Source organism: Nocardia sp. IBHARD005 (genome assembly GCF_052814245.1).
The window spans coordinates 5,780,872-5,807,017 of sequence record NZ_CP199935.1 but is presented as its reverse complement, the minus strand read 5'-3'; the positions used below and the strand labels follow the sequence as shown (position 1 = coordinate 5,807,017).

Genomic DNA, 26,146 nt, shown 5'->3' with positions numbered 1-26,146 from the left:
CGTGAGTACATGGGTAACTCACCGGGAACGCCCGGCCCGGGACCACCATGATTCCGTCGGCCCGCCGGCAAAGCCCTACCGCGCCCTACAGCCGGCAAAAGTCCCGGAGAGGCGGAACAGTTACGGTGGAGCGATGCGGATGCGCTACGAGATCGAGGAAGACGATGAGTACACCATCGCGAAGGAACTCTTCACGCGGCGGTGTGTGGCTTGGGCTGTCGAGCGGGACTATCCCGTCGATGCGGGCATCATTGCGGTGGCGCTGGATTCGCGGCACACCAGTAGCGATGGTCGGTTGAACTTTTGGACTGAAGCCGCGGTTCGACGGGCTGTACTCGAGCGGATTCCGCGGGCGTTCGACGGTGATCCGCCGAGCAGCGAACGGGTTCGTGGATCTGTTCGCACGCTGATCCGGTATCAGGCCGAACACGGCTTGCTCGACCCTCGTGGCCAGACCTTCGCCGACCTCGATGCGGCCGTCGCGGCGGCTGTCGCGGATTATCCGGCCGCAGCGGCCGCGCATCCTGATGAATCCGACGTTTTGAGCTTGCTCGAGCAGTTGGTCGGGCGCGGTGTGTCCGATGTTGATGAGCGGATGTTCACGCAGCTGCCGATCGTTCTGCCCGCCGAGTCGGCGCTTGCCGCGCAGGCAGCGGAGTGCGAGTTGGCCGGTCGGCTACAGCGACTCGTCGAGTGGGTGGGGCCGAAGGGGCGCAAGCTGACGGCTCGTGGGTTTCTTCGCATCGCCGACGCTCGGGAACTGGTGGCGCTGCTGGATACCGGTGACATCGTGGAGGGCGTCCGCAGTAGCGCCGACCTCCCGCGACTCGGGCTGCTGCTTGCCTGGGCTCGGGAAGCTCGTTTGGTTCGCGTGATCAATGGCGAACTGCGCGCGGTTGCCAAAGCGCGGCCGCTGTTGTCGGATCCGATCGCCTTGTGGCACAGGTTGTTCGATTCGTTCTTCGAGCTCGGCGACGCTGTGCTTCCGGCCGGGGGGCCGTACGGCTGGATGTGCGAGGACGTCACCGCCGACGTGCTGAACACCCTGTACAGCATGCCCTACCCGATGCCGATCATCCGCCTGGAAATTCCGGTGTGGATGACCTGGCAGGAGCGGTTTTCGTTCTTCTTCGACTCGCCGGACGATCTCGAGTTCTATCGAGCCGGGTGTATCGCGGCACTCCACAAGATTCTGCAAGCACTGGCCGAGTTGGGTGCGGTCGAGCTGAGTGTCGGTGTGCCGCATCCGGATTTCAGCGCTGACCTGGCCGAGGGCTTCGCCGAGCCGTTCGGTCCGGACTTCGACGCGACCGATCGTCGCGCCTTGCTCAGTGACCTGCGCGAGGCGAGTCCGCTGGTGCGGCTCACCGATCTGGGCACTAGCGCGATGCGGCGGCGAATGCTCGCTCAGGGACGCGAAGCTGGGCTCGTCGGTGATTTGATCGACGCCGGACCATCGGAGCTGCTCGGCGTAATCGCCGATCATTACACCGCCGAAGCTGCCCAACTCGAGCTCCAGGGCTGGTTGGCCCGGCACAACGACGACATCGAACCGCTGATCGCGGCGGTGCACCAGTGCCCTTTCCGTGCCCGCGCGGCCGCCATGCTGCGCATGTTGGTCATCGGATTGCCGCAGCGGCCGGACCTGCTCACCGAGTTGCGAACCCATCCGCAGCTGGCGCCGTTGGTCGTGATGCTACTGGTCGAAGACGGAAAGTTGACGCACGCGGACCTGGCTCCGGGCGAAGGCGATGTCGCGATGACGGAAAGCTTCTTGATGCTGCTCGAGGTCGGTGGACCTGATCAGATACGTGCTCAGTTGGCGCAGATACCCGCCGCCGACCGTGCGGAATTGGCCGAGGTCATCCGGGCCGCGGGGCATCCAGCATCGGCGGCCGTCGTTGACCTCGATGCGGCCATGGCGGGTTCGACCGGGCGAGACAGACATTTGCGTTCGCTGTGACGGCGGCCTTGGCGAGGGTGCGGGCCGAAGCAGTCGGATTCAGGCTGATCAGCCGCACACCGGTGCTCACCGTGATGCGCTACCCGACGTGGTGGGGGCGAGGTCGGTCAGTAACTGGTCGATGACCAGTTCCTCTTCGATCTGCACCCCTCGCCCCACCATCGCTGCGGCAAGCTCGCCATCCCATGTTGCGTCGACACAATTGCCGCGCAGTGGTGCTTTTTCGCTCGGCAAGGTGGTGGCGGTGTAGTCGATGGCGGTGAATCGCCACGGGTGCCAGGTGTAACGACGGCGGAGGAAGTTGGCTATCGCGATGCCGTACCAGTCGAAATCGCCGTGGTAACGCAGACTGGCGCCCGCGTCGGTGAGGAGGTCGAGTAGGCGGATCACCGCGGCGCTCGGCTGGCCCGCGGTGCAGATCAGCGGGGGGCAGGTGGCGCCGAAGCGGTCGGCGGCCGCGGCGACGACGGCGGGGTTCTCACAGACGTAAATGTCTGTGGCGCCATGGAATCGGGGTGCGCCGGTGCCGAGTTGGCGGAGGGTGAAGACGACCGGCTGGCCGGTGGCGTGCCAGAGGTTGACCGCCTGATCGGGCGCGGTGTCACCGGTGGCGGTGAGTCCGAGGGTCAGGACCGTGGTGGAGATTTCGTCGACGATGATGCCCGCTGAACTCCACGCCGTGCGGCGGTCGGCCTCGTCGGGGAGTTCGGCCATCGCGCGTAGTGCCGACACAACGACGGTGGCGACCGGACGATCGGGATCGAGGGCGTGGGCACCGCTCAACACCCGCGAGGCGAAGACCGCGAGAAGTTCGCGTCGCACAGGAAGTTCGGTCAATACCGCGACGGCGTCGGCGACCAGCTTCGCGGCAGTCTCGGGGTCGCGAGCGAGTCGACGAATCACCCCTCTGCCGCTCATCCGCTCCCACCAGGCGCTCAACTCGGGCACGCGGGCGGCCAGGTCGGCACCGGGGGCGAGTGCCGCGGACCAGGCACGGATGTCGGCGGCAACGGCGTCGGCTCGATTGAGGACCGGACCCGTCAGTTCGAAGACCGCGGATTCGAGTCCGGTGCTGTGGATTCCGGCGTCGCGTAGCACGGCATCGAGCTTGTCGAGCGGCACGCTGATGGTGTCGGAGGTGCCGGATCGACGGCCGAGCAGGCCGTCGACAGCGGACCGCTGAGCCTGGGTCGGATTACGTAGGCGAACCGGTCCGGTCAACGGCAGGCCCGCCGCCATGCGTTCGCGTAGTCGGGTGAGCAGCCATTCGATGTCGCTGCCACCCAACACCTTGCGCAACCGCGCGGTGTCGGTGTCCATGTTCAGAACAGTCCGTCTTCGGCAGCGGTGGCGGCCGGAGTCGGTGCGGTGGCCACCGTGGCATAGGAGGCGGGCCGACGCTTCGTGCCGTCCCATTCCCACGGTGTGACCAGTACCGCGGCAACGTCGTCGGTGCGGGCCAGCTGGGCGATGGCGAGGCCGGGAACCTCTGGGTAGCAACCCCATTCGCGTTCACTGGTCATCACGACGTCGAGATCGAAGGCAGCGAGCAAGCCCAGGTACTTCGCGCGGGCGTTGTCGTCGACCCCGGCGAACGCTTCGTCGAGCATCACCAGGCGCGGGGCGTGCGGGTTGCCCGCGGAGGCGTAGTGGGCGGAGGCGGCGGCGAACAGCGGCACGCTGGCGGCCAGAACGCGCTCACCACCGGAGGCGGGGCCGGTCGCCGAACGCCACTGACCGCGCTGCTGCAGCTCGATGACGAACTTGTTCCAGCTGCGGTAATCGAAGGCGGCCGTGAGGTGTTCGAGCCAGGTGCCCGCGACATTCTCGATGCGAACCCGCTCGATCTCGCGTTGCAGGAATTCCCCCACCGCGGCCCGGTCGGACTCGTTCCACACATCGGCGGTGCGGCGCAGCTGGTGCAGGGCGGCTTTGGCACCGGTCGGCGCGTCGTCGTTGGGAACCCAGGTGAGGCGAAGACGCATGCCGGTGCTGGTCGGCCGCGACTCGAGCTCTGAGTTCATTTGCAGTACTTGATCCTCTGCCGAACGTATGAGTTCCTGCAAGGCTGACGCGACTTCGTCGACGAGGTGGTTCTCCAACACCTCGCGTTCGCGTTCGGAGAGCAGTCGGTCGCGGTCGCTGACCTCGCCGTCGAGAGTGCTTGCGAGTTCGGTGATCGTGACCGGGCGGCCACGGAACACCACCTCGACGACGATGCCTTCTTCGCGCGGTGTCATCGAGGCCGAATTGCCTTGTGCGCTGAGCAGATCGGCGAGGGCCTTGTGTTCTTCGACGACTCTGCGCTGCACGCGCTCGAGGGTTTTGTCATCCTCGGCGACGTCGGTGAGTTCGGTGTCGACCGCGCGGGCGAAAGCGACAGCGGCTGCGGCGGACCATGATTCGGTTGCGGGAATCTCGGTGACGGTGAGGGCGACGTCGAACAGGCCCGTTTCGGCGAAGCGCCGCAGGACGGCGGTCGCTTCGTCGCGGGTGATGCGTTCCTGGTCGACCAGGCTTGTGAGCTCGATTCGCTTGCCGTCGGCTACGCCGCGTGCGTGCTGTGCCTGGTCGTATTCGCCGCCGAGCTGCTCGCGCAGGCGCTTGTTCGCTGCCAGCTCAGCAGCCACCTGGCGCAGCGAGTTCTGCAATTTCGCCACGTCCGCGCCGACATTGGCATCGAGGGTGGCGAAGCGTTCCGCGGCACGCAGGGCGGTGAGCCGAGCGGATTCGGCGGCTTCGGCCCGGTCGACCAGGGTGTCCTGCGCCGTCTCGGCATCGGTGGCGGCCTGCTCGCGGCTCGAGGTCGCCGCTCGCAGCTGCGTCACGCTCGACCACAGGGCGCCGACCGCGACGCGATAGTCGGCCAGCGCTTCGCTGATCTCCTCCAATGCGTCCGCATCAGCGGGCAGCCCGGCATCGTCGGCATCGCGAACGCAGTGTGTCGCAGCGGTATTGGCTTCTTCTTCGGCGCGGACCGCATCGGCCGATGCTCGCGCCCGGTCCTGCGCGAGTGCGCGTTGCTGAGCGGCGAGTGCGGTGACCTTCTGGTGGGCCGCGCGCAGGGCGTCTTCGCCGGGCATACCCGCCGCCTCGGTGCGCAAGGTGTCCTTGCGGTCGGCCAGCGACTGACGTTGAGCGGCCAGCTGATCGAGTCGATCGGTGACCGCGGCGATCTCGGATTCGAGCGCGTTGATCCGCGCGAGTCGGAACCGTTCCCTGGCCACGGCACCGATGTACTGGGCGGTCGGCTTGGACCACATGCCGTCGAGCACTCCGAGCCGGAACCGACCGGAGACATCGACCCAGGTGTGGTGAGTGCTGTCGGTGCCGAGACCGATCGCGGCCAGCACCCCGGCGACCGTCGTGGTGTTCACCGCCGCGGCGCGCGGGTCGGCAGGGTCGATGGCGGGGACCGTCACCGCGGCGAGCGTGCGACCGGCGGCCGCGTGCGCGCCCGCGGCGACGAGCACCTCGCCACTGTCGGTGTGCAGTCGTCCGTCCGGGCTCACCCACGCATCGAGAATTCCGGCGGACTCCAGAGCGGCTTCGAGACCGGCCCGGTCGGCGTCGGGCACCTCGTCGGCGAAGCTGATCAGCTGCCACAGCGCGGCACCATCGCGGTCGGTCCGACCGGTGGCCGCGCGAGTGTGCGGAGTCGGCGGGTACTCGATGCCGCCCTCGCGCAAGCGATGCAGTTCGGCGCGCAGACCCTCGCGGGTTTCGGAGGCAGTCGACTCCGCCAGCTCCATCGCGGCGTCCGCGCGAGTGAGTTCGTCGCCGTGGGTGGTGACGCGGGCCGCCACCGCGATTCTGGCCGGTGACTCGCTTCCGAGCAATAGCGTCCATGCGGTGAGGTCGTCGAGCACGCCGGCGAGGTCGTCGATCACCAGTTCGGTGGTGCCACGCAGATAGGTCGAGGTGGCGGTGGTGAGTGCGGTGGCCTCGGTGCGGATCTGTTGTTCGGCGGCCAGTGCGGTGGCGGCCAGTGCGGTGGCATCGGTGTCGAGTCGGTCGATGCGGTCGCGGGCGTCGACGAGTCGCTGGTTGGCGCGGTCGGTTGCGGCGATCATCGCGCGGATGTGTTTGATCGCGGCGGTTTGCGCGGACACGATCCGGGCAGCCGCGTTGCGCAGCGACGCGATTACCGCCGCCGCCTCGGCCGCGTCCGCTGTGCGGATCCGCTCGAGATGAGTGCCGATCTCAGTGTCGTGAGCGGCGGCGAGCGCGGACCGGACGGCTTCGTGAGCGGTCTGCTGTTTCGCCGTGTCGAGGACGGTGGTGGCGTCGGCTTCCGCGTCCAGCGCGGTGAGTAGGCGGTCGTGGAAGGTGTCGCACTGCCGTTGAGCGGTCTCGCGATCGGCGGCGCGGTCAGCCGACATCGCCCGCGCCTCGTCGGCGGAAGCGCGGGCCTTCTCCAATTCTCTGGCCGCGCCCGCTTCCTCGCTGTCGTGCAGGGCTTGGCGATGTTCGGTGAGCCGCTCGTTCTCGTCCTCGGCGGCGTGCCGCTGCGTGCGCAACCGCTCGACGCACTCGGTGGCGCTCAGCAGCGCGGCCTTGACGTCGCCGAGCTCACGGCCGACTTGCTCGTAGCGTGAATGTGCTTGGCGCAGACGGGTAGTGCGGCGTCGGCAGGCCACGCGCGCGTAGTCGCGGTACTGGTCGAGGAAGCTGCGCGTGCCGACCAGCGCCGACTTCATTTCCAGGAGTTCGTCGCGATCTTCCTGCAGACTGCGGAACGCTTCGGCGACATCGGCGAGGATGGCCTGATCCAGTGGCGGCAATGATTCGGTGAGCGCCTGCGAGAGCACCTTCTCGCTCGGCTTCTTCGACAGCTGTGGTTGCCGCAGCCGGATCAATAGGTCGACGAGGGCGCCGTAGCGGAGTTCGCCGAGACCGAACAGGGCTTCGTCGACGGCGCGGCGATAACTGGTCGCGGTGTCGTATCTTTCGCCATTACCGACGAGCTGCTCGGCGATGCGGTCGCGACCGAGCGGATAGCCCTGGTCATCGAGTAGCCGCAGTTCCTCACCGATCCGGGCCGTCGACACGAAATACCAGTGCGCGGCGATACCGCGACCGGCCACGGCTTTCATCCCGCAGCCGATGGTGCAGAAGTAGGCGATGCCGTCGTCGTCGATGCGGCCGAACTCCATCCAGGAGTAGCCGATTCGCTCCGAATGCGGATGCGCGCCGCCGAGCAGCAGGTTCCATTCCATCCGTTTGCGTGAGTCGGCGTCGGGCTCGACCCGGTGCGCTGCCAGATCACCGTCGAGCAGGAACGGCAACATCAACGCGAGAACCTTCGACTTACCCGCACCGTTGTTGCCGCGCAACAACAGTCGCCCGTCGCGGAACCGGAATTCCTGCTGGTCGTAGTAGAACAGGTCGTTCAGGCCGGCGCGCAGCGGCTTCCACCGGCCCGAAGCTGGTGTGGGCAGCGAGGTTTCGGTGGTCATCGACGCTTCCTGGGTTGGGTGGTTCCTGGTTCGGTGACAGTCGGCTCGGCGACGCCGTAGCGGGCGATGGCGGGCAAGGGTGTCAGCGTCGGTTCGCCGGGAATATGACGTATCAGCCGTAATGCGGTGAGTTTGTGCAGGGCGGTGGCGACGAGGTCGACTTCGGCGCCGGGAGCTGTCGCGGCCGCGCGCCATACTCGTTGGCGGGCGAACTCGTCGGCGAGTCCGCGGACCATCGAATGTAGGTCGGCGACCTCGATGGATTCGCCGATCGAACCGCTCAGCCGTTCCGCGATCAACAGCGTGGCATGGCCGTCGGTGCCGATCTCCGGCATCTTGACATCGGTCAGGTCGTCGAGCGGGTCGACCATCGCGAGGCCTTCGGCACGAGCTTCGGCGACCAACCCGGTGAATTCGGTGATCCGGCGGCATATCGCGGTTCGCTGGCTCGTGAGGTAGGCGAGTTCGTCGTCGGCGAGTTGGTGGTAGTAGAGCACCGGCTCGTCGAGCAGGACGCGGGTGATCCGATGCCGGATCCGGCGGGTGCGCAATTCGTCAGTGGCAGGCGGTGTTTCGTGGGTGATGGCGGCGCAGCGATCGATCGCGTCGGTGAGCATCGATGGACCGCGAGTGCTGGTCAACAGCATCGACATAGTGCGGCGGCGCACATCGTAGAGAACGTCGCCGCTGGTGTTCACGAACGACTGTTCCTCACCGGCGACGCGATCGAGGACGCCGAGTTCGAGTAGGAGGCGGACCACCGCGACCATATCGGAACGTTCGTCGCGACGTTCCATCATGAACGTCACGCCGGTGGCCGACAACTCGGGATCGGCGGCGCCGAGGACGATCTGCTCAGCGAGCCGTCCCAACGTGATCTGTTGGTCGCCGCGTTCGAGCACCGCCAAGGCCAAACAGGTAAGTACATAGCGACGCCGACCGAACGGCAGCCGCGAGCCGCTGACCTCGGCCGCCGGATAGGTCGGATCGGCCACGGGGACGAGCTTGCCCAGGCGAGCGGCCTCACCGGTGGTGGTCAACCGCCAGCCGGTCTCGCGGTCGAACCATTCGCGCAGTTCGTGCTGGTATTTCGTGACCAGGGTGAACAAGTCTCGGTGGCGCCCGGAGGAGCGCAGCAGCGGGTAGCGCAGCAAGGCCCGCGCCGCCTTGCGCTGTTCGGCGACCCGGCTGGCGGAGAGAGCGTCGTTGAGTGCGCTCATTGCGGCATCACGGATGCGGCTCCTCATCGGTGAGGTCGTGGATTTCCAGCACATGATCGGGGCCGCGGAAAACGCCGGTGTCGGTGTGGATTTCGGCTACCTGCGCGTCCGGCAATTCGACCAGTCGGACCGTGATGCTTCCGTCCGACGTCGTGGTGTTCACCTCGGCGCGCCCGGGTGTCTTCGCGCCGAGCGCGTCACCGAGGAGGTTGAGGAACAAACGGAACGCGCCTTCGTCGAGCGCGCCGACCTCCGAAAGGCGCACGGGTGTATCGGCTTTCGCTACCAGCGCCGCCCGTGCGAGGCGGGTCTGGGTGGCTTCCTTGGCGGCCAGCTCAGCCAGGTATTGGCGCTCAGCGCTGCGATCGACCACCTTGTTGGCGCGACCCCGCCGTTCGTAGGAACCGGTTTTGCGCAGACGCGGGCTGATCTCGATCGGTGGTGCTGCCGACCAGGACGTCGCGGCCGGTACCGGATTGTCTTCGCGTGACTCGATAGTGTCGGCGTCGATCGTGAGATGGCGCGATGAGTGTAATCCGAATGCGGCTCGCCACAACTCGTGTCGAGCCGCGTCGTCGGGAGCTTGGGCGAACCACAGTGCCAGCGTGCGGAAGTCGGCGGAACGATCCGAGCGGCCCGCCCGACGGTCGTTGAGCGCTGCGACCACCGCCAGCAGGCGCGGCACCGCCGAACGCGCCTGATTGCGCAACATCGTTGCCTGGCTGGTATGGCCGGCACGGGTGATGAACCAGGCGTGGAACCCGTCCCAGCGGTCCGACCACAGATCGCGTTGCACGATCAGCGCCCGTTCGCGGTAGTCGTCGGTGCCATCGGGTGCGGCATCGGCGGCTTCACGGCCGGCCGCCAGGTCGAGGAGGAGATCGACGCGATGCCCGTCGAGTTCGGTGATCAGACCAGCGATCTCGGCGCCGGTGCCCACCAGATCCTTGATAAACCGTTCCAGATACTCGATCAGCCGGTCCTTGTAGGACAGAAAAGCGTCGATATCGGCGTCCTGCAGATCGATGACGTTCTGCAGCGAACCCATGAACGCCTGAGCGTTGTCGGCCAGATCCGCGAACCGGCCCGCGAGTGCGATCAGCGAAAGGTGTGCGCGCGCTTCGTCGGGCTCCGGATCCGCGACAAGCGCCAGCAGCGCGCGCAGGTGGGTGACGATGTCGGTCAACGCCACCGACTGCAGCGCCCCCCGACGTCCCAACGCCGTGTCGTAAGCGGCGAGCGCTTGCTCGGCGGCCTCCCCCTCTCGGGTGAGCTGATACAGGAACCGGGCCCGGTGGAACTCCTCGACGGTGGTGACCCGGCTGGTATCCGGATCGGCTCGCAGATTGCCCCACTCACACAGCTGGCCGAGCGCGTCGACCAGCGACTGCTGCTCGCACCCGAAATCCGCCGCACGCAAGGCGGTGTGCACGTCCTCGGGTCGAAGGTGCACGGTGAATCGCCGCTTGGCCGCGGCGAACGCCGCCATCACCGCGCGATACAGCGCGGAGTTCGCGGCGTGCACATGGGCAAAAGGCCGCGGTGCAGATCCGTCCGTCACAGTGCACCTCCCCTCGTCTGATCGGCAAGTTTACGGGGTAGGTGTGACAGAAATTCGGGGGTCGTAGAAGACCTGGTCGCATGGTCGAAGGAATCGCGGGATCAGGTTGCTGACCTGCGGTGTGGAGTGACTAACCGCCGGCGACCGATGGAATAATCATGACCTCGGTGCCCGTTCCGATCGGGGTGTCCTGGCCGTCGAGGTTCCGGCATTCTTCGCCCTCGACGTAGAAGTTCACGTACCGGCGCAGTTCCCCACGTTCGTCGCGGAGGCGGCGTTCCAAACTGGGGAACCGTTCACGCAAAACATCGAGTACCTGTCGGAGTGAGGTTCCGTCGATATCGAGTTCCTTGATGCCGTCGACGTAGGTGCGGAGCATGGACGGCAGGCATACGCGGGCCATTATCCGATGACCGCGGCGCGCACGCACAGCACATCGGGCAGCTTGTCGGCCACGAGCTGCCAGCGATCGCCTTCGTCTGGGCTGCAATAGACCTCGCCGTTGCGGGTGCCGAAATAGATTCCGGTCGGGTCTGCGTCGTCAGCGCACATGGCGTCGCGCATCACGGCTGCCCAGAATGGGACTTCGGGGAGGCCGTCGGTCTGCGCGGTCCAGGTCTGGCCGCCGTCCTCGCTGCGATAGATCGCGCAGGTCGCATTGGGCGGAAAGCGAAACCGATCCATGTCCGCTACAAGCGGGAAGGTGTAGATCACTCCGGGTCGGCGGGGGTGCGCGACGATCGGGAAGCCGAAGTTCGACGGCGGTAGCGCGCCGTCGATCGACTGCCAGGTCTGGCCCGCATCGGTGCTGCGGAACACGCCGCCGTGGTTCTGGAGATACAGCGTGTCGGGGGTCTCGGCGTCACGGGCGATTTTGTGCACGCACTGCCCCCACTCCGGCAACTCACCGGGCAGGAAGTCCGCGGTGACCCCCTTGTTCGTCGGTCGCCAGGAGTCGCCGCCATCGGAGGTCTGGTACACGCCGCCTGTCGACATGGCCACCGCCAGTCGCTGTGTATCGGCCGGGTGCGGCAGAACCGTGTGCAAAGCCAACCCGCCACCGCCTGGCTGCCAATCCGGTCGATGTGGGTGATTCCACAAGCCTCTGACCAGTTCAAAAGTATGTCCGCGATCCTCCGACCGGAACAGCGCCGACGGCTCGACGCCCGCATAGACCACATCTGGCTCGGCATCGGTGGCCGGTGCGATCTGCCAAACGCCTCCCAGCGCAGCCCCGGTGTCCTCGGGAAATGCCAGCGGTGCGTCGTCCGGCTCGCTCCACGTTTCCCCGAGATCGTCGCTGACCACCAGCGTCGGCCCGAAATGACTGTTCAACACCCCGGCGAGCACTCGCGGCGTCTCCCGCCGAGTATCGATCGCCAACGCTTTCACATCGGCGACCGGGAACTGTGGCGCCGACACCGTCCAGGTGGCTCGGCCGTCCCGGCTGCGAGCCAGAAACAATCCCTTACGTGTTCCGATTCCGAGCAGCACGTCCATCGCGGACCTCCGGGTGGTTACGGCAACGCTGACATGCGTGAGACTACGCCGCGTTACCGACAAGCCAACGAGATCGTTCCGCGATAGGCGGCTGGCCGAAATCGCGGTGCGACGTCGACGCGTAGTCGTTCGGTATCGACAGCGTAGAGCGTCGCGGCGCCCCACCCTGCTGTGGATGTATCTGCGCCTCGGTCCTGTGGTGCGTCGCGTGGGCGGGATGGTTACTTGCGGGCTGGATCAGCTGGTCGCTCGGTTTTTCGGGCGGGGGTCGGACGTGGAGTCCAGCGGGTGCGTTGCTGGCGGGCTTGTCGGTGTTCGGGGGAGGGCTCTTCGCAACGGCCTACGTGCTCGTCACTGCGATCGATGCCACCAACGGCCGTAACGGGCGTACTCGATCGCGCTCAACAAATTTTGTGCTGAGGTCGAGTTGTCTGGAACCTCGGTGGCCTTACGGGTTGCAGCGTTGAACAGTGTTGCCGCGCAACAGGATCTGATTGGCGCCGCGCCGGGCCCAAGTAGTAGCTTTCAGCTATGACCAAGAAGCCGTCGAACCCGCACGATGCCTACGCTCGTGAGGTCCTCAGTCGTGCGGCCGACGCGGCCAGTGAGATCCGGGTCAACATCGATGCCGACCTCGCCGCTCGCATCGATTTCGACGGCATGGTGTTGGTGCCGGGCAGCTTCATCACCGAGGACCTCCGGTCTCAGTACAGCGATGTCCTCTACCGGACCACGATCGATGACCGTGGCGCATACCTCTACATTCTGATCGAGCACCAGTCGTCCAGTGACCAACTGATGGCATTCCGGATGCTCGGCTACGTACTCAATATCTGGCGGCGACACCTGGACGAGCATCCAACGCCGCAGGTTTTGCCTGTCGTCATCCCGATGGTGGTTCACAGCACCCACACCGGTATGCGGTGGATTGCCCCCACCCAGCTCAGCGACCTGATCGATCTCGACGACTCCGCCCGCGGCCTGCTGTCTCGGTACCTGCCTCGGTTCGAGTTCCTTCTCGATGATGTCGCCCCACTGGATGTGGCGGCGTTGCGGGCGCGCGATGTGACCCCGGCGACGAAGTTGATGCTGATTATGCACAAGATCGGTCCAGGTAATCCGCACCTCGGCTCGGATATCATGGAGGTGGTTGACGAGCTGCGGGCGCTGCTGGATGGTCCTTCGGGCGCCCGTGAGTTCGACATTTTGGTGACGTATCTGTTCATCGTCGGCGATGTGAGCGTCACTGATCTGCAGCCCTTGACCGATCGTCTCGGTCCTCGAGCGAAGGAAGTTGTGATGACCACAGCGGAACGATTGGAAGCGCGTGGAGAGGCCCGCGGAGAGGCGCGTGGAGAGGCGCGTGGGCGCGCAGCGGGCCGTGTAGAGATGCTGGTCGAGCAGTTGACTGTCAAGTTCGGTTCGTTGCCGAGCGGGGTGACTCAGCGGGTTCAGGATGCTGATGCTGATGAACTTCACGTCTGGGCCAGGCGGGTGCTGACCGCGGGTTCGTTGGCGGAAGTGTTCGCGTAGCTCAGGCGGGCGCGCTGCGTTCACACCTGTGTTCCTCGGGTGCGGGCCGTTTACCTTCCCGGCCGCTGACTGATCCCGTTCTCGCAGGTTGTAGCGACTGACCATAAAGTAGTTGATGACCGGCGAGAAGTACGAAATCGGCGGGAAGATCTTCGAGCAGTCGTCTGAGTCGATAGATCCAGACCTCCTCGCAGAAGCCCAGGCCGCGCTCGCCAAGGGCGACGCATTGCGGGCGAAGGCTCGCGCTCGAGGTGAGCTCGCCAGCGAGGGCCTGCCCGAGCGGTTCCACGACGACATGGTCGGCACCGAGTACGAGGGTGGTGCCCACGCGGGGTACGACCGGATGTGCTGGGCGCGCAGCGCGATCGTCAGCCAACGCGCGTAGTCGCCGAGGTCAGGAGGTCCGCCGAGCGGGCTGGATCGGCATAGTGCTGGATTGGGCCACTAGTTGTCACGCTGGATTCGCTCTGCTTGCTGCCGACCGAGACGACGCAGATTTCGCATCGGTCCGGCGGGACTGCCCCGGGTTTGGTTGACTCCTACCCTGAGGAGTCCAGCGAGTCTCCTCCGTGAGAGGATGAACCACCGTGCCCAAGGCTTACCCCGACGAATTCCGTCGTGACGTCATCGCTGTGGCCCGCAAGGGCCAAGCACCGCTGAAGCAAATCGCGAAGGATTTCGGCATCTCGGAAAGCTGCCTCGCGGGCTGGCTCAAGAAGGCCGACGTCGCCGACGGCAACCGGCCAGGATTGACCACAGCCGAGACCGAAGAGCTCCGTGAACTGCGTAAACGAACCAAACTGCTCGAACAAGAAAACGAGATCCTGCGACGAGCGGCCGCGTTCTTCGCCAGGGAGCTGCCCCCAAAATGACCTATCCGCTGGTCCTTGATCTAGCCGCTGACCGCATCCCGGTCGCGGTGACCTGCCGGGTATTGGGATTCTCGAAACAAGCTTTCTACAAATGGGTGAAAGACCCCGTGTCCCAACGCGATTGGGATGACGCCCATTTGATCAACGCCGCGCTCGATATCCACGCCGATGATCCCGAGTTCGGGTACCGGTTCATCGCCGACGAGCTCGCTGACCTCGGTTTCGAAGCCGGCGAAAACCGTGTCCAACGCCTGTGCTCGCTGCAAGGGATCTACAGCGCTTTCGCCCGTCGACGCGCCATGGTCACCCGGCCGGGTCCGCCGGTCCACGACGACCTGGTCCAGCGGGATTTCACCGCCTCTGGCCCAACCAGCTATGGCTAACCGACATCTCCGAACACCGCACCGACCAGGGCAAGCTCTACATTTGTGCAGTCAAGGACGTGTGGTCCAACCGCATCGTCGGCTACAGCATCGACGACCGAATGACCGCCGAACTCGCGTGTTCAGCGCTGCGCAACGCGATCGGGCTACGGTCACCGACCGCCACGATCGTACATTCGGACAGAGGCAGCCAATTTCGTTCCAGAAAGTTCGTGCATCTGTTGTCACACAACGGATTACGCGGCTCGATGGGCAGGGTAGCCGCATGCGCGGACAACTCGGCGATGGAATCATGGTTCGCGCTGCTACAACACAATGTGTTAGACCGAAAACGTTGGGCGACAAAGGAAGAACTCCGCCTGGCGATGGTGTCGTGGATCGAGCGGACCTACCATCGGCGGCGCCGTCAGCGTGGCCTGTCACGACTGACTCCGGTCGAGTATGAGATTCTGAACCAGGCCCCACTCGCGGCCTGAACCACTACAACCCGCGAGTCAACTCATTCCGGGGCAGTCCCGTCTCGGTGGTAAGAAGCCGTTGCATGTGCGGGAGTGGACCTGCGCGTGTGGTGTCACGCATGACCGCGATCTGAACGCGGCCAAGAATATTCTCGCGGCCGGGCAGGCCGAGAGGTTAAACGCCTGCGGAGGGCTGGTAAGCCCTGCCGCTTAGCGGCAGGCACGTCCCGGTGAAACAGGAACCCGCTGAGAGCGGCCGTAGGTCGCTGGTAGGAATCCTTGACCTTCAGGTCGAGGAGGATGTCAAGGACACCCGATTCCGATTCGCGATGGTGTGCGGCCGCGGACAGCCCCAACTGCCGGGTCAGCATTGATTGGGTTCGCCGTACTTCACCACCGAAAGTACGGCCTGTCCCTCGCCGATCGGGACGTCCGGCGCCGGGTTCTGCGCCACCACGACCCAGTTGCGGTCCAGCATCTGGGCACGTCCTTTCCCGGTCGCGTCGGTTGAGCGGGAGAAGAAGACGCCGGCCGCTTGAATCCGGTTCTGCGCCTCCTGCAGATTCATACACACCACTGCGGGCATGAGGACGGTAGGAGCAGCGGCGGTAGTGGGTGGTGCCACCGGAACAACGGTCGTCGTCGGCGCGGCCGCTACTGCGGTCGTAGTCGGCACCACCCGGGTGGGCGTGACCGACGGAGCACCACTTGTCACCCGAACTGACGATGTGGCAGTAGGAGTCGCCGTGTCGGTGCCTTCGCTCACACCGCACCCGGCGACAGCGACCATGACCACGGCGCCGAATCCCAGCCCACGAACGAGTCTTGCCAACAGTTCTATCGAATTCGACTGTGCGGATGGGTAGTTCATCAAGACTTCTGCCTTCTCTTGGATGTGTATGCCGCCCTCTGCGAGGGCGACTGGACGCCGAGAACATGCTCCGGCCAACGGGGTGCTCACGGTCGTTTCATCGCGTCGAGGACGGCGACGATGATCCAAATCGGCAGCCACAGTCCGCACGTGACGAGTGTGAGCACCAGATGCAGACCGTGATTGACCCCGCGCCGGACTACGATCGGGCCCGCGCCGATCCCGTTGTTCTGGGTGACGGAGATGATCGGCATCGGGTAGCCGGGCGGCATCCCGTATACGTGTGGAACAGGTTGTGGCGCAGCGTGATAATCGGGTATCGGTGGAGCGGATTGCGGCGGCACCGGGCGCAGTCGAGCGGGTGGGGTGGCAGGCGGGACCGGTTGACGAGACGGATAGGGGTTTGCCACCGGGGCGGTCGAATGATGGACCGCAGGTGGGTTCCCGGGGAGTCCCTTCGGCGTGTCGATCGGATCGTTCATCGCCGCACTCCACCGAGGTGAGTCAGGCGGGTCCCGTTGAACCGCGCCAGATCCGCGAGATCGCGTACACCGGCCATCCGTGCCAGCGCGATCGCGATGTCGGCAGCGGCGGCCGCGTCGGCGCCGGCCTCGTGGTGGTTGTCGAGCGTGATCCCGAGCGCCGCAGCGACCTGATTGAGCTTGTAGCCACCGAGCAGCAGCTGTCGCTTCGACCATGCGTAAGTGCACCCGTACTGCCATCCCGGCAACATAGCGCCACTGAATTCACAAGCACGGCTGAGGTTTCCCATGTCGAAGACGGCGTTGTGCGCTACCACCGGAAGCTCGCCGATCGTGTCCAGTACTTCAGGCAGCCGCTGCGCGAAGCTGGGCTGCCCGGCCACCGTACTCGGGGTGATCTTGTGGATTCCCATGTTGCGGGGCGCGAACTCGCCGACCGTCACAGGTGGGCGGCACAACCATGAATGTGTCGCTACCCGAACGCCTTTGTGAACGACGGCGACGCCGATAGCGCAGATGCTGCCGTGTTTGGGGTTGGCGGTCTCGACATCGAAGGCCGCGAAGGAGAGGTTGTCGGTCACTCGATTTCCTTTCGGGTGAGCAGGCGGGGTTCGGTCCGCCGAGGGGGAATGGGATGGTTATCGACCGCGCAGTGCCCGCAGCGCCCACCGGACAACGGCGTAGGCCCGGGCACGGCGACGTTCGCCGTGGTCTGAGTAGGACCGGCCCGCCGGATGTGGTGGCAGGACCGCGGTGCTTCGCCGCGCCGCCGATCGCGCGGCCAGTTCGGCAGGGCTCGGCACCTGCCCTGATGCCGGAATACCGGCGAACCGGAGGCTGGCGGGGCGCGGTTCGAGCTGGCTCCTGCGGTATTCGTCCAGGGTCTGACTGGTCAGGTGCCAGCCGTGGCACCCGGGGCACTCGTAGGACCGCTTCTCCTGGCGCTGCGGGCCGAGGTTGGCCAGCACGAGCTCGGCATCGCCGCGATTGAAATACCGACGTTTTCCGCCGGCACACCGAGTGGTGGGGATTGCGGCGTACCGGCGCCGGAGGTCGGCGCCGCTGCGCACCGTGAGTTCACGGGTAGTGCGGTGTGGACGGTGTTGACCGCGATGCTTTCGATGGCTAGCCATGTCTCCCCTTCCCGAGCGGTGCGACGTGGCGGTGCCGGTCGCCGTGCATCCGATGCGTGATAACCCCTGTCGCCCACAGTGACTCGTGGACGGTGCGGCCGATCGGCCTGAGCGGAACACTACGATGGCGTGAAAGCATTGTCAATCCTCAATTGGTAGTTGACTTCCGCTTGCCTCTAGGCAAAGCTATGGGAACGCATAGTGTGTACATGTGGGATGGAGGAGGCTTATGTCGGAGACCGCACCGCTGGTGACCGCCGCGGAGATCTCCCGGTTGGCTGGTGTCACCCGCGCGACCGTGAGCAACTGGCGACGCAGGCATGCGAACTTCCCGGCCGCCTCGGGTGGCAGCGAGTCGCGGCCACTGTTCGACCTCACCGAGGTCCAGCGGTGGCTCGACGCGCACGGGGTCGAGTCGGCGGAAACGCCATCGGCGCGATTGCGGACGATGCTGCGCACGCACGTACTTCCCGGACAGGTGCCGAGATTGATCGTGGCGCTGCCGGAGCTACTCGAAACAGAGAGCGCCGCAGTGGAACTCCCGGGCGTGCCAGCCGCCGTCGGCGCGGCGATCCGGGCGTTGGCCATGGATTCCGGTCCGCGGGCGGTGCTCGACGCGCTGTCCGAGCGTGGACTGGAGGAAGGGCCGACAACCGGGGTGTATTCGACGCCGATACCGATTGCCCGGCTGATGGTCGAGCTCGTTCGGGCGGCTGGAGTGGCACCCGGGTCGATTCTCGACCCCGCCTGCGGTGGCGGGACTCTGCTGGCCGAAGCCGTCGGCACCGGCGCGCACGCGTACTACGGGCAAGACGTGTTGCCGGTACAAGCTGAGCGGACGGCTGTCCTGGTCGGGCTACTGGCCCCCGGCGCCGAGGTGGCGGTGCACACCGGTGACAGCCTGTTCGACGACGGCTTCCCCGGCCTGCACGTCGACGCGGTCCTCACCAATCCACCTTATGGGCAACGTGATTGGGGTTCGGAAGACCTCGCACTCGATCCCCGGTGGGAGTACGGGCCGCCGCCGCGCAGCGAATCCGAGCTCGCCTGGGTGCAGCATGCGCTGGCACATCTGCGGCCCGGTGGCATCGCGGTGCTGCTGCTGCCGCCCGCGATGGCGATGCGGACCTCCGGCCGGCGTATCCGGGCGGCTCTGCTCCGGGCGGGAGCGTTGCGTTCGGTGATCGCCCTGCCGCCCGGCGCAGCCCAGCCTCTGCATATCGGTTTGCAATTGTGGGTGCTGCGGCGTCCCGACCCCGCGCTGCCCGCGCCGGACGAGGTGTGGCTCGCAGACTGTTCCCTACTCGCGGGCGTGGAACGTGGTCGGATCGACTGGGATCTGCTCATCAACGCTGTCGTCGATGCGTGGCGTGGCTTCGAGCAGGGCGTGCCCGGCGCGGCGGTGATCGATGACGCGGCCACGCCGGTGCGGGTGATGGACCTGCTCGACGACGAGGTCGACCTCACGCCCGCCAGGTATGTGCGAGCCGCCCTGGACGCCGCCGGTCTCGCCGACACAGCCCGGACGGCGCAGGTCAATCTGGCCGAGCGCGTCGACGAGTTGGCCTGCGCGACAAGTGAACTCGGCGACTGGCAGCGGATCGACAGCACCACGTGGCGCACTGCCACCCTCGCCGACCTGGCCGCGGGCGGCGCGCTACGCCGACTGCAAGCGCAGCCGCTGTCCGAAGACCGATCCACCGGTGCCGACGCGGGGCGACCGGTCCTGGAGGCGCGTGATGTGGTGACCGGCACCGAGCCGACGGGTGTACTGGGGGAGCAGTCGCGACTGTCCACCCAGCTCATCGAACTCGACGATGTGCTGGTTCCGCGGATCGCCGGAAGCCGATCGGAATCAGTGCGCGCCAGGGTAGCGGGAAAGTCCGATGTGGGCGCTGTCGTCGGCCCCCAGCTCATGGTGTTGCGCACCGATCCGACCCGCCTCGATCCCTGGTTCCTCGCCGGGTTCGTCGGTAGCCCCGAGAACTCGCACGCCACCATGGGCACCACGATCCGCAACGACCCGACCCGCATTCGCATACCGTTGCTCCCACTGGCGCAGCAGCAGCGTTACGGCGCGGCCTTCCGTCTCCTGCACGACCTGCGGGTCACCGCCCGCCGCGCCGCCGACTCCGTCACCGAATTGGCGGGACTGCTCGGCACCGGTCTCACCGCCGGCGCACTGGAACCACCGAACACCCCAGGCTCCGAGGAGCCGAAGCCCCAGAAAGGTAGGAAGTGAATACCAACAAGCACTCCGAACTGGCCAACCACGCGTGGTCGGTCGCAGATCTGCTGCGCGGCGATTACAAGCAATCCGACTACGGCAAGGTGATCCTGCCGTTCACCGTGCTACGCCGGTTGGAGTGTGTGCTAGAACCGACCCGCGAGAAGGTGCATGCCGTCGCCCAGCAGATGAGCGGCGGCGACGTGGACGTCGACCCGTTCCTGCGCCGCGCCGCGGGCACCGCGTTCTACAACGCCACCGACCTGAGCCTGAAGAAGGTGCTCGGCGACCCCAACCACGTCGCCAAGAACCTGCTCACCTATCTCGGCGGGTTCTCTCCGAACGCCGCCGAGGTGCTGGAGAAGTACGAATTCGCCCAGCAGGTCCGCAAACTCGATAGTGCTGACCTGCTGTACAAGGTGATCGGCAAATTCGCCGATCTCGACCTGCGCCCCGAGGTGGTCTCCAACCACAACATGGGCTACATCTTCGAAGAGCTCATCCGCCGCTTCTCCGAACAGTCCAACGAGACCGCCGGTGAACACTTCACCCCGCGCGAAGTGATCGAACTGATGGTGAATCTGCTCATCGCGCCCGACGCGGAACTGATCGGGATGCCTGGCGTCACCCGCCGTGTCCTTGACCCTGCCTGCGGCACCGGCGGCATGCTCAGCTCCGCCGAAGAACACATCACCAAGAACAATCCGCAAGCCCGCGTGGAGGTCTACGGCCAGGAACTCAACCCCGAAGCCTGGGCGATCTGCCGTTCCGACCTGATGATCAAGGGCCAGAACCCCGACAATATTGTCTTCGGCAACTCCTTCAGCGACGACGGGCATCAGCACCTCAAGGCCCACTACCTCCTGGCCAACCCGCCGTTCGGTGTGGAGTGGAAGAAGGTGAAGGAGGCTGTCGAGTGGGAGCACAAGAGCCTCGGCGACGCCGGCCGGTTCGCCGCCGGGCTGCCCCGGATCAACGATGGTTCGCTGCTGTTCCTGCAGCACATGCTCAGCAAGATGAACCCGGCCTCGGCTGGTGGTAGCCGGGTCGCGATCGTCTTCAACGGGTCACCGCTGTTTACCGGGGCCGCCGAATCCGGTGAATCCAATATCCGCCGGTGGATCATCGAGAACGACTGGCTGGAAGCGGTTGTCGCACTGCCGGATCAGCTGTTCTACAACACCGGGATCTCCACGTATTTCTGGATCCTCACCAACCGTAAGGCTCCCGAGAACCGGGGCAAGGTGGTGCTGCTGGATGCGCGGGAGTACTTCGAGAAGATGCGAAAGTCGCTCGGCGACAAGCGCAAGCGGGTGTCGGATTCGCAGATCGAGGACCTCACGGTCCTCTACCGCGACGCCATCGATGCGGCAGCCGATCCGGAGCACCCGCAGTACGGCAAGGTGAAAGTGTTCGCCAACAGCGACTTCGGGTACCGGCGGATCACCGTCGAACGGCCACTGAAGTTGCGCTTCGAGCTCGCCGAGGAGGCGCTCGATAAGCTCGAGAACTTCGGGCCAATCGGGAAGCTCTACAGCGACACCGAGGTCTTCCGGAAACTGTTGCAGCCGTTGGTCGGGACCGGATGGAAGACCAAAACCGAAGCTATCAACACGCTGAAGGATGCGGTAGTCGGTGCTGGCGAGCCTTGGCCGTCTGGTGCGCCGTTCGCCAAGGTGCTTCGCGACGCCGTCGGTATCCGCGATGCCGATGGGGAGGTCCAGCTCATCAAGGGCGAGCCCGAACCTGATGCGGAGCTGCGTGACTACGAGAACGTTCCGCTCGAGGAGGATGTCGAGGAGTACCTCACGCGCGAAGTTCTTCCGCATGTGCCCGATGCGTGGATCGACCACAGCAAGACCAAGATCGGGTACGAGATCCCGTTCACGCGGCACTTTTACGCGTACACGCCGCCCCGCCCGTTGGCAGAGATTGATGCAGAGTTGAAGTCGCTTGAGGTCGAAATTCAGAAGCTGCTGGGAGATGTAACTAAATGAGTTCAAAGGAGAGTGGATACATCAGCTGGCCGTCGGATTGGCGAACCGTGCCGCTCTGGTCGATGTTTGAACGCATGAAGGATGTCGGGCATCCGCAGGAGGATCTTCTCAGCGTCTATCGCGAACACGGGGTGGTTCGGCGTGACGGTCGCGAAGACAATTTCAACAAAGCTGCACTGGATCGCAGTATCTACCAGCTGGTTTATCCGGGATGGTTTGTAGTTAATCGGATGAAGGCATGGCAGGGATCTGTCGGTATATCCCCTCTTAGAGGAATCGTATCGGGTCACTATATCTGTTTCCGGCCAAACCATGGTGAGGACCCTGGATACCTGAACTGGTTACTCCGATCGGGGGTCTATGCAACGGAGTATTATTCACGCTCTCGCGGAGTTCGACCGAGTCAAGTGGAGATCGACAACGACGAACTTCGTGTTCTCCCGATCCACCTGCCTCCATTGGAGGAGCAGCGCCGAATCGCCGACTTCCTCGACGCCGAAACCTCCCGCATCGACCAAATAATTCGCATTCGCCGAGACCAGCTATCACTAGTCGACAGTGCGGAGATAAGCCGTGTTTTTGATGCCATTCGAGGGCGCGAAGTGGGTGGTAGGAGGAAAGATAGCGGGATCCCGTGGCTGGGCTCGGTACCAGAGTCTTGGCGAATTGCTGCGGTCAGTTATTCATTTGACGTCGAACTGGGCAAGATGTTGAACCAGGACAGGGTCGAAGGCGAGCATCTCCGGCCGTACCTCAGGGTCGCGAACGTACAGTGGGATAGTCTCGATCTGGAGACCCTCGCCCATATGGATTTTCCTCCGGAGGAGCAGGAGCGCTATCGGCTTCGGTTCGGGGACTTGCTTGTCTGCGAGGGCGGTAGGCCAGGTCGAGCGGCAATTTGGGATGGATCGACCACCGAGATGTACTACCAAAAGGCGCTACATCGAATTAGGTCCCGTGGAAACGATCTGTCGCGCTGGCTATACTACTGCTTGCTCGTTGCGGAGCGACTCGGAGTATTCGCTGTTCAGGGAAATACAAGCACGATAACGCATTTGACTCGTGAACAGCTGAAACCGCAGCGGTTCCCGTTTCCTGATCCCAGTTTGCAGGAAACGCTCGTTGCTGAGTTAGATATTGCACATCGGCGTGACGAATCGATGAAGGCGCTGTTGGTTCGGCAGACGGATCTCCTCGATGAACGTCGCCAAGCGCTCATTACCGCCGCAGTAACCGGCCAGTTCGACGTTTCCACCGCCAGCGGCAGAAACACCATCCAGGGGGTATAACCACATGAGTCCAGTCCACAGCGAACTCGTCTTCGGCGACGCCATCGTCGCCTCCATGCTCGACAACGGTTGGCGTGCGGGCAATCCGCACGAGTATCGCGCGGACGTGGGTTTGGATATGGGTGAACTGTTCACCTTCATCTCCGCTACCCAGCAGCCGGAGTGGGATGATCTCGTCCTCTACTACGGCGGGGACGCCGATGAAGCCCAGCGTGGTTTCACCCGGATTCTGGATCAGCAGTTGAATTCGAAGGGCCTGATCGAAGTTCTGCGGTCGGGCGTGAAGGATCATGGGGTCCGTATCCAGGTGGCGTATTTCAAGCCGAACCTGGTCACTTCCGACGACGCCCTCGACAGCTACCGAGCGAACCGGCTGACGGTGGTGCGCGAGCTGCCGTATGCCACCAAGCTAGCTGACAAGGGCAACCGCCTCGATCTGGCCTTGCTGCTCAACGGAATCCCGGTCGCCACCGCCGAGTTGAAGAACCCCCTCACAGGCCAAACGGTCGAGGACGCGAAGAAGCAGTACCGCGAGGAACGCGACCCGAGCGAGCTGATCTTCCGGCAGCGGGTGATCGCGAACTTCGCGGTCGACCCGCTGCTGGCCTTCGTCACCACCCAGTTGAAGGGCAAGAACACCCGGTTCCTGCCGTTGAACACCGGATCGGAGGGGCCGGGGCAGCCGGGTGGTGCGGGGAATCCGAGTCCGGTGGACGGCAAGCACGCGACGGCGTATCTGTGGGAACAGATCTGGCATCCGGACAACTGGCTGGACCTGCTGGAACGGTTCGTCCACATCCAGTCTTCGTCGGGCCCGTCGGGGAAATCGACCCGCTCGACGATCTTCCCGCGCTATCACCAGTGGGATGTGGTCAAGAAGCTCACCGCCCATGCCGCGAAACATGGTGCGGGACACAACTATCTGGTGATGGCGTCGGCCGGATCCGGGAAGTCGAACACTATCGGTTGGCTCGCGCACCGCCTTACCGATCTGCACACGCCGACCGACCCTGCCCAGCTCGATCCGGCGGCGCACGCGGCCGGATTGCAGCCGGGCACAACGGTATTCGACAAGGTCATCGTGATCACGGACCGGCGCAACTTGGACAGCCAACTGAGCGAAACCGTCGGCGGGTTCGAACGGGTGCACGGTCTGGTGGTGAAGATCGACGAGAAGCTGGGCGCCAAATCGGGGCAGCTCGCGAAAGCGCTCGCGCAGGAATCCGGGAAGATCATCACGGTCACCTTGCACACCTTCCCCGCGCTGCTGGACTACCTGAAGCGCACGCCGACCGAACTGCTGGGTGGTCGGTTCGCGATCATCGTGGACGAGGCGCACTCCTCACAGTCCGGTGATGCGGCGACGGCGGTGCGGGCCGCGCTGCGCGACCTGGGGCTCGACGCTGACGACGAGGATTCGGGCTCTGTCGAACTGTCGGTGGACGAACGGTTGCGGCGCAAAGCCGAGGACCGCAGCCAGGCGGGCAACCTCTCCTACTTCGCGTTCACCGCGACACCGAAAGCCAAAACGCTCGAGGCGTTCGGCACGTTGGTCGGCGACAAATATCAGCCGTTCCACACCTATTCGATGCGCCAAGCCATCGAGGAAGGCTTCATCCTCGACCCGCTGCGCAACTACACCACCTACAAGACGTTCTACCGTCTGGTCAACGAGAACCCCGACGACCGCGAGGTGCCCGAAGCGAAGGCGAAATCGTTGCTGGCGCGGTTCGCCGTCACCCACCCGTCGACGGTGCATCAGCAGGCGCAGGTGATCGTCGAACATTTCATCGCCCACACCCGCGGTCGGCTCGGCGGTCGCGCGAAAGCCATGGTGGTCACCGACTCTCGCAAGAGCGCGGTCGCGATGACGCGCGCCATCCGCGACCACCTCGACCTCACCGGCTACGGCAAGCAGTACCCGGATCTCGGTGTGCTCGTGGCCTTCTCGGGCGCCCTCGATTACGAGGGGGAGGAGACGAGCGAATCGAAGGAGAACGGCGGGCTGTCCGAAGCCCAGCTGCCCAAGGCCTTCGGTTACACCCGCGCCGACGACATCGCCACCCGCTCCGGCGGCAAAGGCCAGCAGGAATACCGCATCCTGGTGGTCGCCGAGAAGTATCAGACCGGGTTCGATCAGCCGCTGCTCACCACCATGTATGTGAACAAGTCGCTCAAGGGCATCGCGGCGGTGCAGACGCTCTCGCGGCTCAACCGCACCCAGGAACGCAAGACGCAGGACGACCTGGTGGTCCTCGACTTCGTGAACGACGGTGAGGACATCCAGAATTCGTTCCGGCCGTACTACGAACAGGCCGAGTCGATGCCGACCGACCCGAACCTGCTCTACCTCGCGCAGGACAAGGTACTGGTCCCGCCGATCCTGCTGCAGGTTGAGATGCGCGCCTTCGCCGACGCCTATTTGCAGGCCGAACAGAAGGCTGCCGGCTCGCAGGCGAAATGGCAGAAGCTGCACGCCGAGCTGTATGTGCACCTGGCTCCCGCGGTGAACCGCTTCGCCGAACTGCTGCACAGCGACGACGAAGACGATATTGACCAGGCCGAAACCTTCCGGTCCGACCTGAAGGACTACGTCCGCAAGTACGGGTTCCTCGCCCAGATCGTGCCCTACCGCGACATCGACCTCGAACTGCTCCACCTCTACGGCAAGCACCTGCTCAACGTGCTGCCCCGGCGGTCCGACGGTGGTGTGGATGTCGGCGAGGTCGATCTCAGCTACCTGAAACTGCAGAAGACCGGCGAACTCGACCTGAGTCTGAGCGCCGACGGCGCGGTGACACTGCCCGGATTCGGCGATGGCACCGGTGGTGCGCAGGAACCGGAGAAATCGCTGCTCTCGGAACTGATCTCGCAGTTCAACGAGCGATTCGGCACCGAGTTCACCGAGGCCGACGTCGCCGCACCGTTCCAGCAGGCGCTCGACGACCCCGACCTGCAACTCGCGGCCCTGGCCAACAGCAACGAAGAAGACTTCCAAGGCAAGTTCGAGGAAGTCTTCGAGAACAAGATGATCGATAACTACGCCACCCAGGTGGACCTCGGCAACCGCTACTTCAGCAAATCCGACCCGAAATTCAAGGCGACACTGGACCGGCAGCTCGGTCGGGCTGCGTGGCGGATGATCAGAAGGCAACATGGTGACACAGGGGCGGCATGAGCCGCGATAACGCAGCAGGG

20 protein-coding genes and 1 pseudogene are annotated in these 26,146 nt (G+C 65.0%); 11 read left to right on the top strand and 10 right to left on the bottom strand.

All coding sequences use genetic code 11. The annotated features are described in order from the left end of the window. The first annotated feature begins 133 nt into the window (after positions 1-133). Positions 134-1,963, top strand: a complete 1,830-nt coding sequence (locus ACTWPB_RS27215) for a hypothetical protein (protein ID WP_446223340.1) — start codon at positions 134-136, stop codon at positions 1,961-1,963. Positions 1,964-2,029: 66 nt separating this feature from the next. Here ACTWPB_RS27215 and ACTWPB_RS27210 read toward each other — a convergent pair whose 3' ends face one another. The 6 genes from ACTWPB_RS27210 to ACTWPB_RS27185 form a co-directional block, all read right to left on the bottom strand. After that, complete coding sequence (locus tag ACTWPB_RS27210; protein ID WP_446223339.1) at positions 2,030-3,283, bottom strand: TIGR02679 family protein; 1,254 nt, start codon at positions 3,281-3,283, stop codon at positions 2,030-2,032. Between the two features lie 2 nt (positions 3,284-3,285). Then, on the bottom strand, positions 3,286-7,422 hold the full coding sequence (locus ACTWPB_RS27205) for a TIGR02680 family protein (protein ID WP_446223338.1): 4,137 nt from the start codon (positions 7,420-7,422) through the stop codon (positions 3,286-3,288). Next, complete coding sequence (locus tag ACTWPB_RS27200) at positions 7,419-8,642, bottom strand: TIGR02678 family protein (RefSeq protein WP_446223337.1); 1,224 nt, start codon at positions 8,640-8,642, stop codon at positions 7,419-7,421. The genes ACTWPB_RS27205 and ACTWPB_RS27200 overlap by 4 nt, the downstream gene beginning before the upstream one ends. Positions 8,643-8,649: 7 nt before the next feature. After that, complete coding sequence (locus tag ACTWPB_RS27195) at positions 8,650-10,203, bottom strand: TIGR02677 family protein (RefSeq protein WP_446223336.1); 1,554 nt, start codon at positions 10,201-10,203, stop codon at positions 8,650-8,652. 130 nt (positions 10,204-10,333) lie between these two features. Further along, positions 10,334-10,606, bottom strand: a complete 273-nt coding sequence (locus tag ACTWPB_RS27190) for a MoaD/ThiS family protein (protein WP_446223335.1) — start codon at positions 10,604-10,606, stop codon at positions 10,334-10,336. After that, the gene (locus ACTWPB_RS27185; RefSeq protein WP_446223334.1) at positions 10,606-11,553 is read right to left on the bottom strand and encodes a WD40/YVTN/BNR-like repeat-containing protein; all 948 of its coding nucleotides are present in this window, start codon (positions 11,551-11,553) and stop codon (positions 10,606-10,608) included. Before ACTWPB_RS27185 ends, ACTWPB_RS27190 begins: the two co-directional genes overlap by 1 nt. A 681-nt stretch (positions 11,554-12,234) precedes the next feature. Here ACTWPB_RS27185 and ACTWPB_RS27180 point away from each other — a divergent pair. The 6 genes and pseudogenes from ACTWPB_RS27180 (at position 12,235) to ACTWPB_RS27155 (ending at position 15,163) form a co-directional block, all read left to right on the top strand. Beyond that, on the top strand, positions 12,235-13,236 hold the full coding sequence (locus tag ACTWPB_RS27180; RefSeq protein ID WP_446223333.1) for an Rpn family recombination-promoting nuclease/putative transposase: 1,002 nt from the start codon (positions 12,235-12,237) through the stop codon (positions 13,234-13,236). A gap of 115 nt (positions 13,237-13,351) precedes the next feature. Next, positions 13,352-13,621: a hypothetical protein gene (locus tag ACTWPB_RS27175; protein ID WP_446223332.1), complete on the top strand. Its 270-nt coding sequence runs from the start codon at positions 13,352-13,354 to the stop codon at positions 13,619-13,621. 202 nt (positions 13,622-13,823) lie between these two features. After that, the gene (locus ACTWPB_RS27170; protein WP_446223331.1) at positions 13,824-14,108 is read left to right on the top strand and encodes a transposase; all 285 of its coding nucleotides are present in this window, start codon (positions 13,824-13,826) and stop codon (positions 14,106-14,108) included. After that, a pseudogene (locus ACTWPB_RS27165) lies at positions 14,105-14,344 on the top strand (IS3 family transposase); the annotation flags it as partial. The gene ACTWPB_RS27170 and the pseudogene ACTWPB_RS27165, both read left to right, overlap by 4 nt. 17 nt (positions 14,345-14,361) lie before the next feature. After that, positions 14,362-14,967, top strand: coding sequence for an IS3 family transposase (locus ACTWPB_RS27160; protein ID WP_446223330.1), 606 nt, complete (start codon positions 14,362-14,364; stop codon positions 14,965-14,967). A gap of 61 nt (positions 14,968-15,028) precedes the next feature. Beyond that, entirely contained in the window at positions 15,029-15,163 is a 135-nt protein-coding gene (locus ACTWPB_RS27155) for a zinc ribbon domain-containing protein (RefSeq protein WP_446223329.1), read from the top strand. Between the two features lie 150 nt (positions 15,164-15,313). Here ACTWPB_RS27155 and ACTWPB_RS27150 read toward each other — a convergent pair whose 3' ends face one another. From ACTWPB_RS27150 to ACTWPB_RS27135, 4 genes are all read right to left on the bottom strand, one after another. Then, the gene (locus ACTWPB_RS27150) at positions 15,314-15,517 is read right to left on the bottom strand and encodes a calcium-binding protein (protein WP_446223328.1); all 204 of its coding nucleotides are present in this window, start codon (positions 15,515-15,517) and stop codon (positions 15,314-15,316) included. A gap of 389 nt (positions 15,518-15,906) precedes the next feature. After that, positions 15,907-16,092: a hypothetical protein gene (locus ACTWPB_RS27145; protein WP_446223327.1), complete on the bottom strand. Its 186-nt coding sequence runs from the start codon at positions 16,090-16,092 to the stop codon at positions 15,907-15,909. A 206-nt stretch (positions 16,093-16,298) separates the two neighbouring features. Continuing rightward, on the bottom strand, positions 16,299-16,883 hold the full coding sequence (locus tag ACTWPB_RS27140) for an exonuclease domain-containing protein (RefSeq protein ID WP_446223326.1): 585 nt from the start codon (positions 16,881-16,883) through the stop codon (positions 16,299-16,301). A gap of 57 nt (positions 16,884-16,940) precedes the next feature. Beyond that, on the bottom strand, positions 16,941-17,435 hold the full coding sequence (locus ACTWPB_RS27135) for a hypothetical protein (protein ID WP_446223325.1): 495 nt from the start codon (positions 17,433-17,435) through the stop codon (positions 16,941-16,943). Between the two features lie 229 nt (positions 17,436-17,664). On the opposite strand from ACTWPB_RS27135, the gene ACTWPB_RS27130 reads away from it, so the two are divergent. The 4 genes from ACTWPB_RS27130 to ACTWPB_RS27115 are packed head-to-tail and all read left to right on the top strand — an operon-like array spanning position 17,665 to position 26,126. Beyond that, entirely contained in the window at positions 17,665-19,677 is a 2,013-nt protein-coding gene (locus ACTWPB_RS27130) for an N-6 DNA methylase (protein ID WP_446223324.1), read from the top strand. Beyond that, positions 19,674-21,659 (top strand): type I restriction-modification system subunit M, encoded by a 1,986-nt coding sequence (locus ACTWPB_RS27125; protein WP_446223323.1) that lies wholly within the window; start codon positions 19,674-19,676, stop codon positions 21,657-21,659. The genes ACTWPB_RS27130 and ACTWPB_RS27125 overlap by 4 nt, the downstream gene beginning before the upstream one ends. Then, positions 21,656-22,948, top strand: coding sequence for a restriction endonuclease subunit S (locus ACTWPB_RS27120; RefSeq protein WP_446223322.1), 1,293 nt, complete (start codon positions 21,656-21,658; stop codon positions 22,946-22,948). Before ACTWPB_RS27125 ends, ACTWPB_RS27120 begins: the two co-directional genes overlap by 4 nt. A gap of 4 nt (positions 22,949-22,952) precedes the next feature. Then, positions 22,953-26,126, top strand: a complete 3,174-nt coding sequence (locus ACTWPB_RS27115) for a type I restriction endonuclease subunit R (RefSeq protein ID WP_446223321.1) — start codon at positions 22,953-22,955, stop codon at positions 26,124-26,126. The last annotated feature ends 20 nt before the right edge of the window (positions 26,127-26,146 follow it).

Coding starts and splice junctions, on each gene's coding strand:
- ACTWPB_RS27215 (WP_446223340.1), top strand. CDS start 134: ATGCGGATGCGCTACGAGATCGAGGAAGACGATGAGTACACCATCGCG.
- ACTWPB_RS27210 (WP_446223339.1), bottom strand. CDS start 3,283: ATGGACACCGACACCGCGCGGTTGCGCAAGGTGTTGGGTGGCAGCGAC.
- ACTWPB_RS27205 (WP_446223338.1), bottom strand. CDS start 7,422: ATGACCACCGAAACCTCGCTGCCCACACCAGCTTCGGGCCGGTGGAAG.
- ACTWPB_RS27200 (WP_446223337.1), bottom strand. CDS start 8,642: ATGAGCGCACTCAACGACGCTCTCTCCGCCAGCCGGGTCGCCGAACAG.
- ACTWPB_RS27190 (WP_446223335.1), bottom strand. CDS start 10,606: ATGGCCCGCGTATGCCTGCCGTCCATGCTCCGCACCTACGTCGACGGC.
- ACTWPB_RS27180 (WP_446223333.1), top strand. CDS start 12,235: ATGACCAAGAAGCCGTCGAACCCGCACGATGCCTACGCTCGTGAGGTC.
- ACTWPB_RS27175 (WP_446223332.1), top strand. CDS start 13,352: ATGACCGGCGAGAAGTACGAAATCGGCGGGAAGATCTTCGAGCAGTCG.
- ACTWPB_RS27150 (WP_446223328.1), bottom strand. CDS start 15,517: ATGAATCTGCAGGAGGCGCAGAACCGGATTCAAGCGGCCGGCGTCTTC.
- ACTWPB_RS27145 (WP_446223327.1), bottom strand. CDS start 16,092: ATGCCGCCCGGCTACCCGATGCCGATCATCTCCGTCACCCAGAACAAC.
- ACTWPB_RS27135 (WP_446223325.1), bottom strand. CDS start 17,435: ATGGCTAGCCATCGAAAGCATCGCGGTCAACACCGTCCACACCGCACT.
- ACTWPB_RS27130 (WP_446223324.1), top strand. CDS start 17,665: ATGTCGGAGACCGCACCGCTGGTGACCGCCGCGGAGATCTCCCGGTTG.
- ACTWPB_RS27120 (WP_446223322.1), top strand. CDS start 21,656: ATGAGTTCAAAGGAGAGTGGATACATCAGCTGGCCGTCGGATTGGCGA.
- ACTWPB_RS27115 (WP_446223321.1), top strand. CDS start 22,953: ATGAGTCCAGTCCACAGCGAACTCGTCTTCGGCGACGCCATCGTCGCC.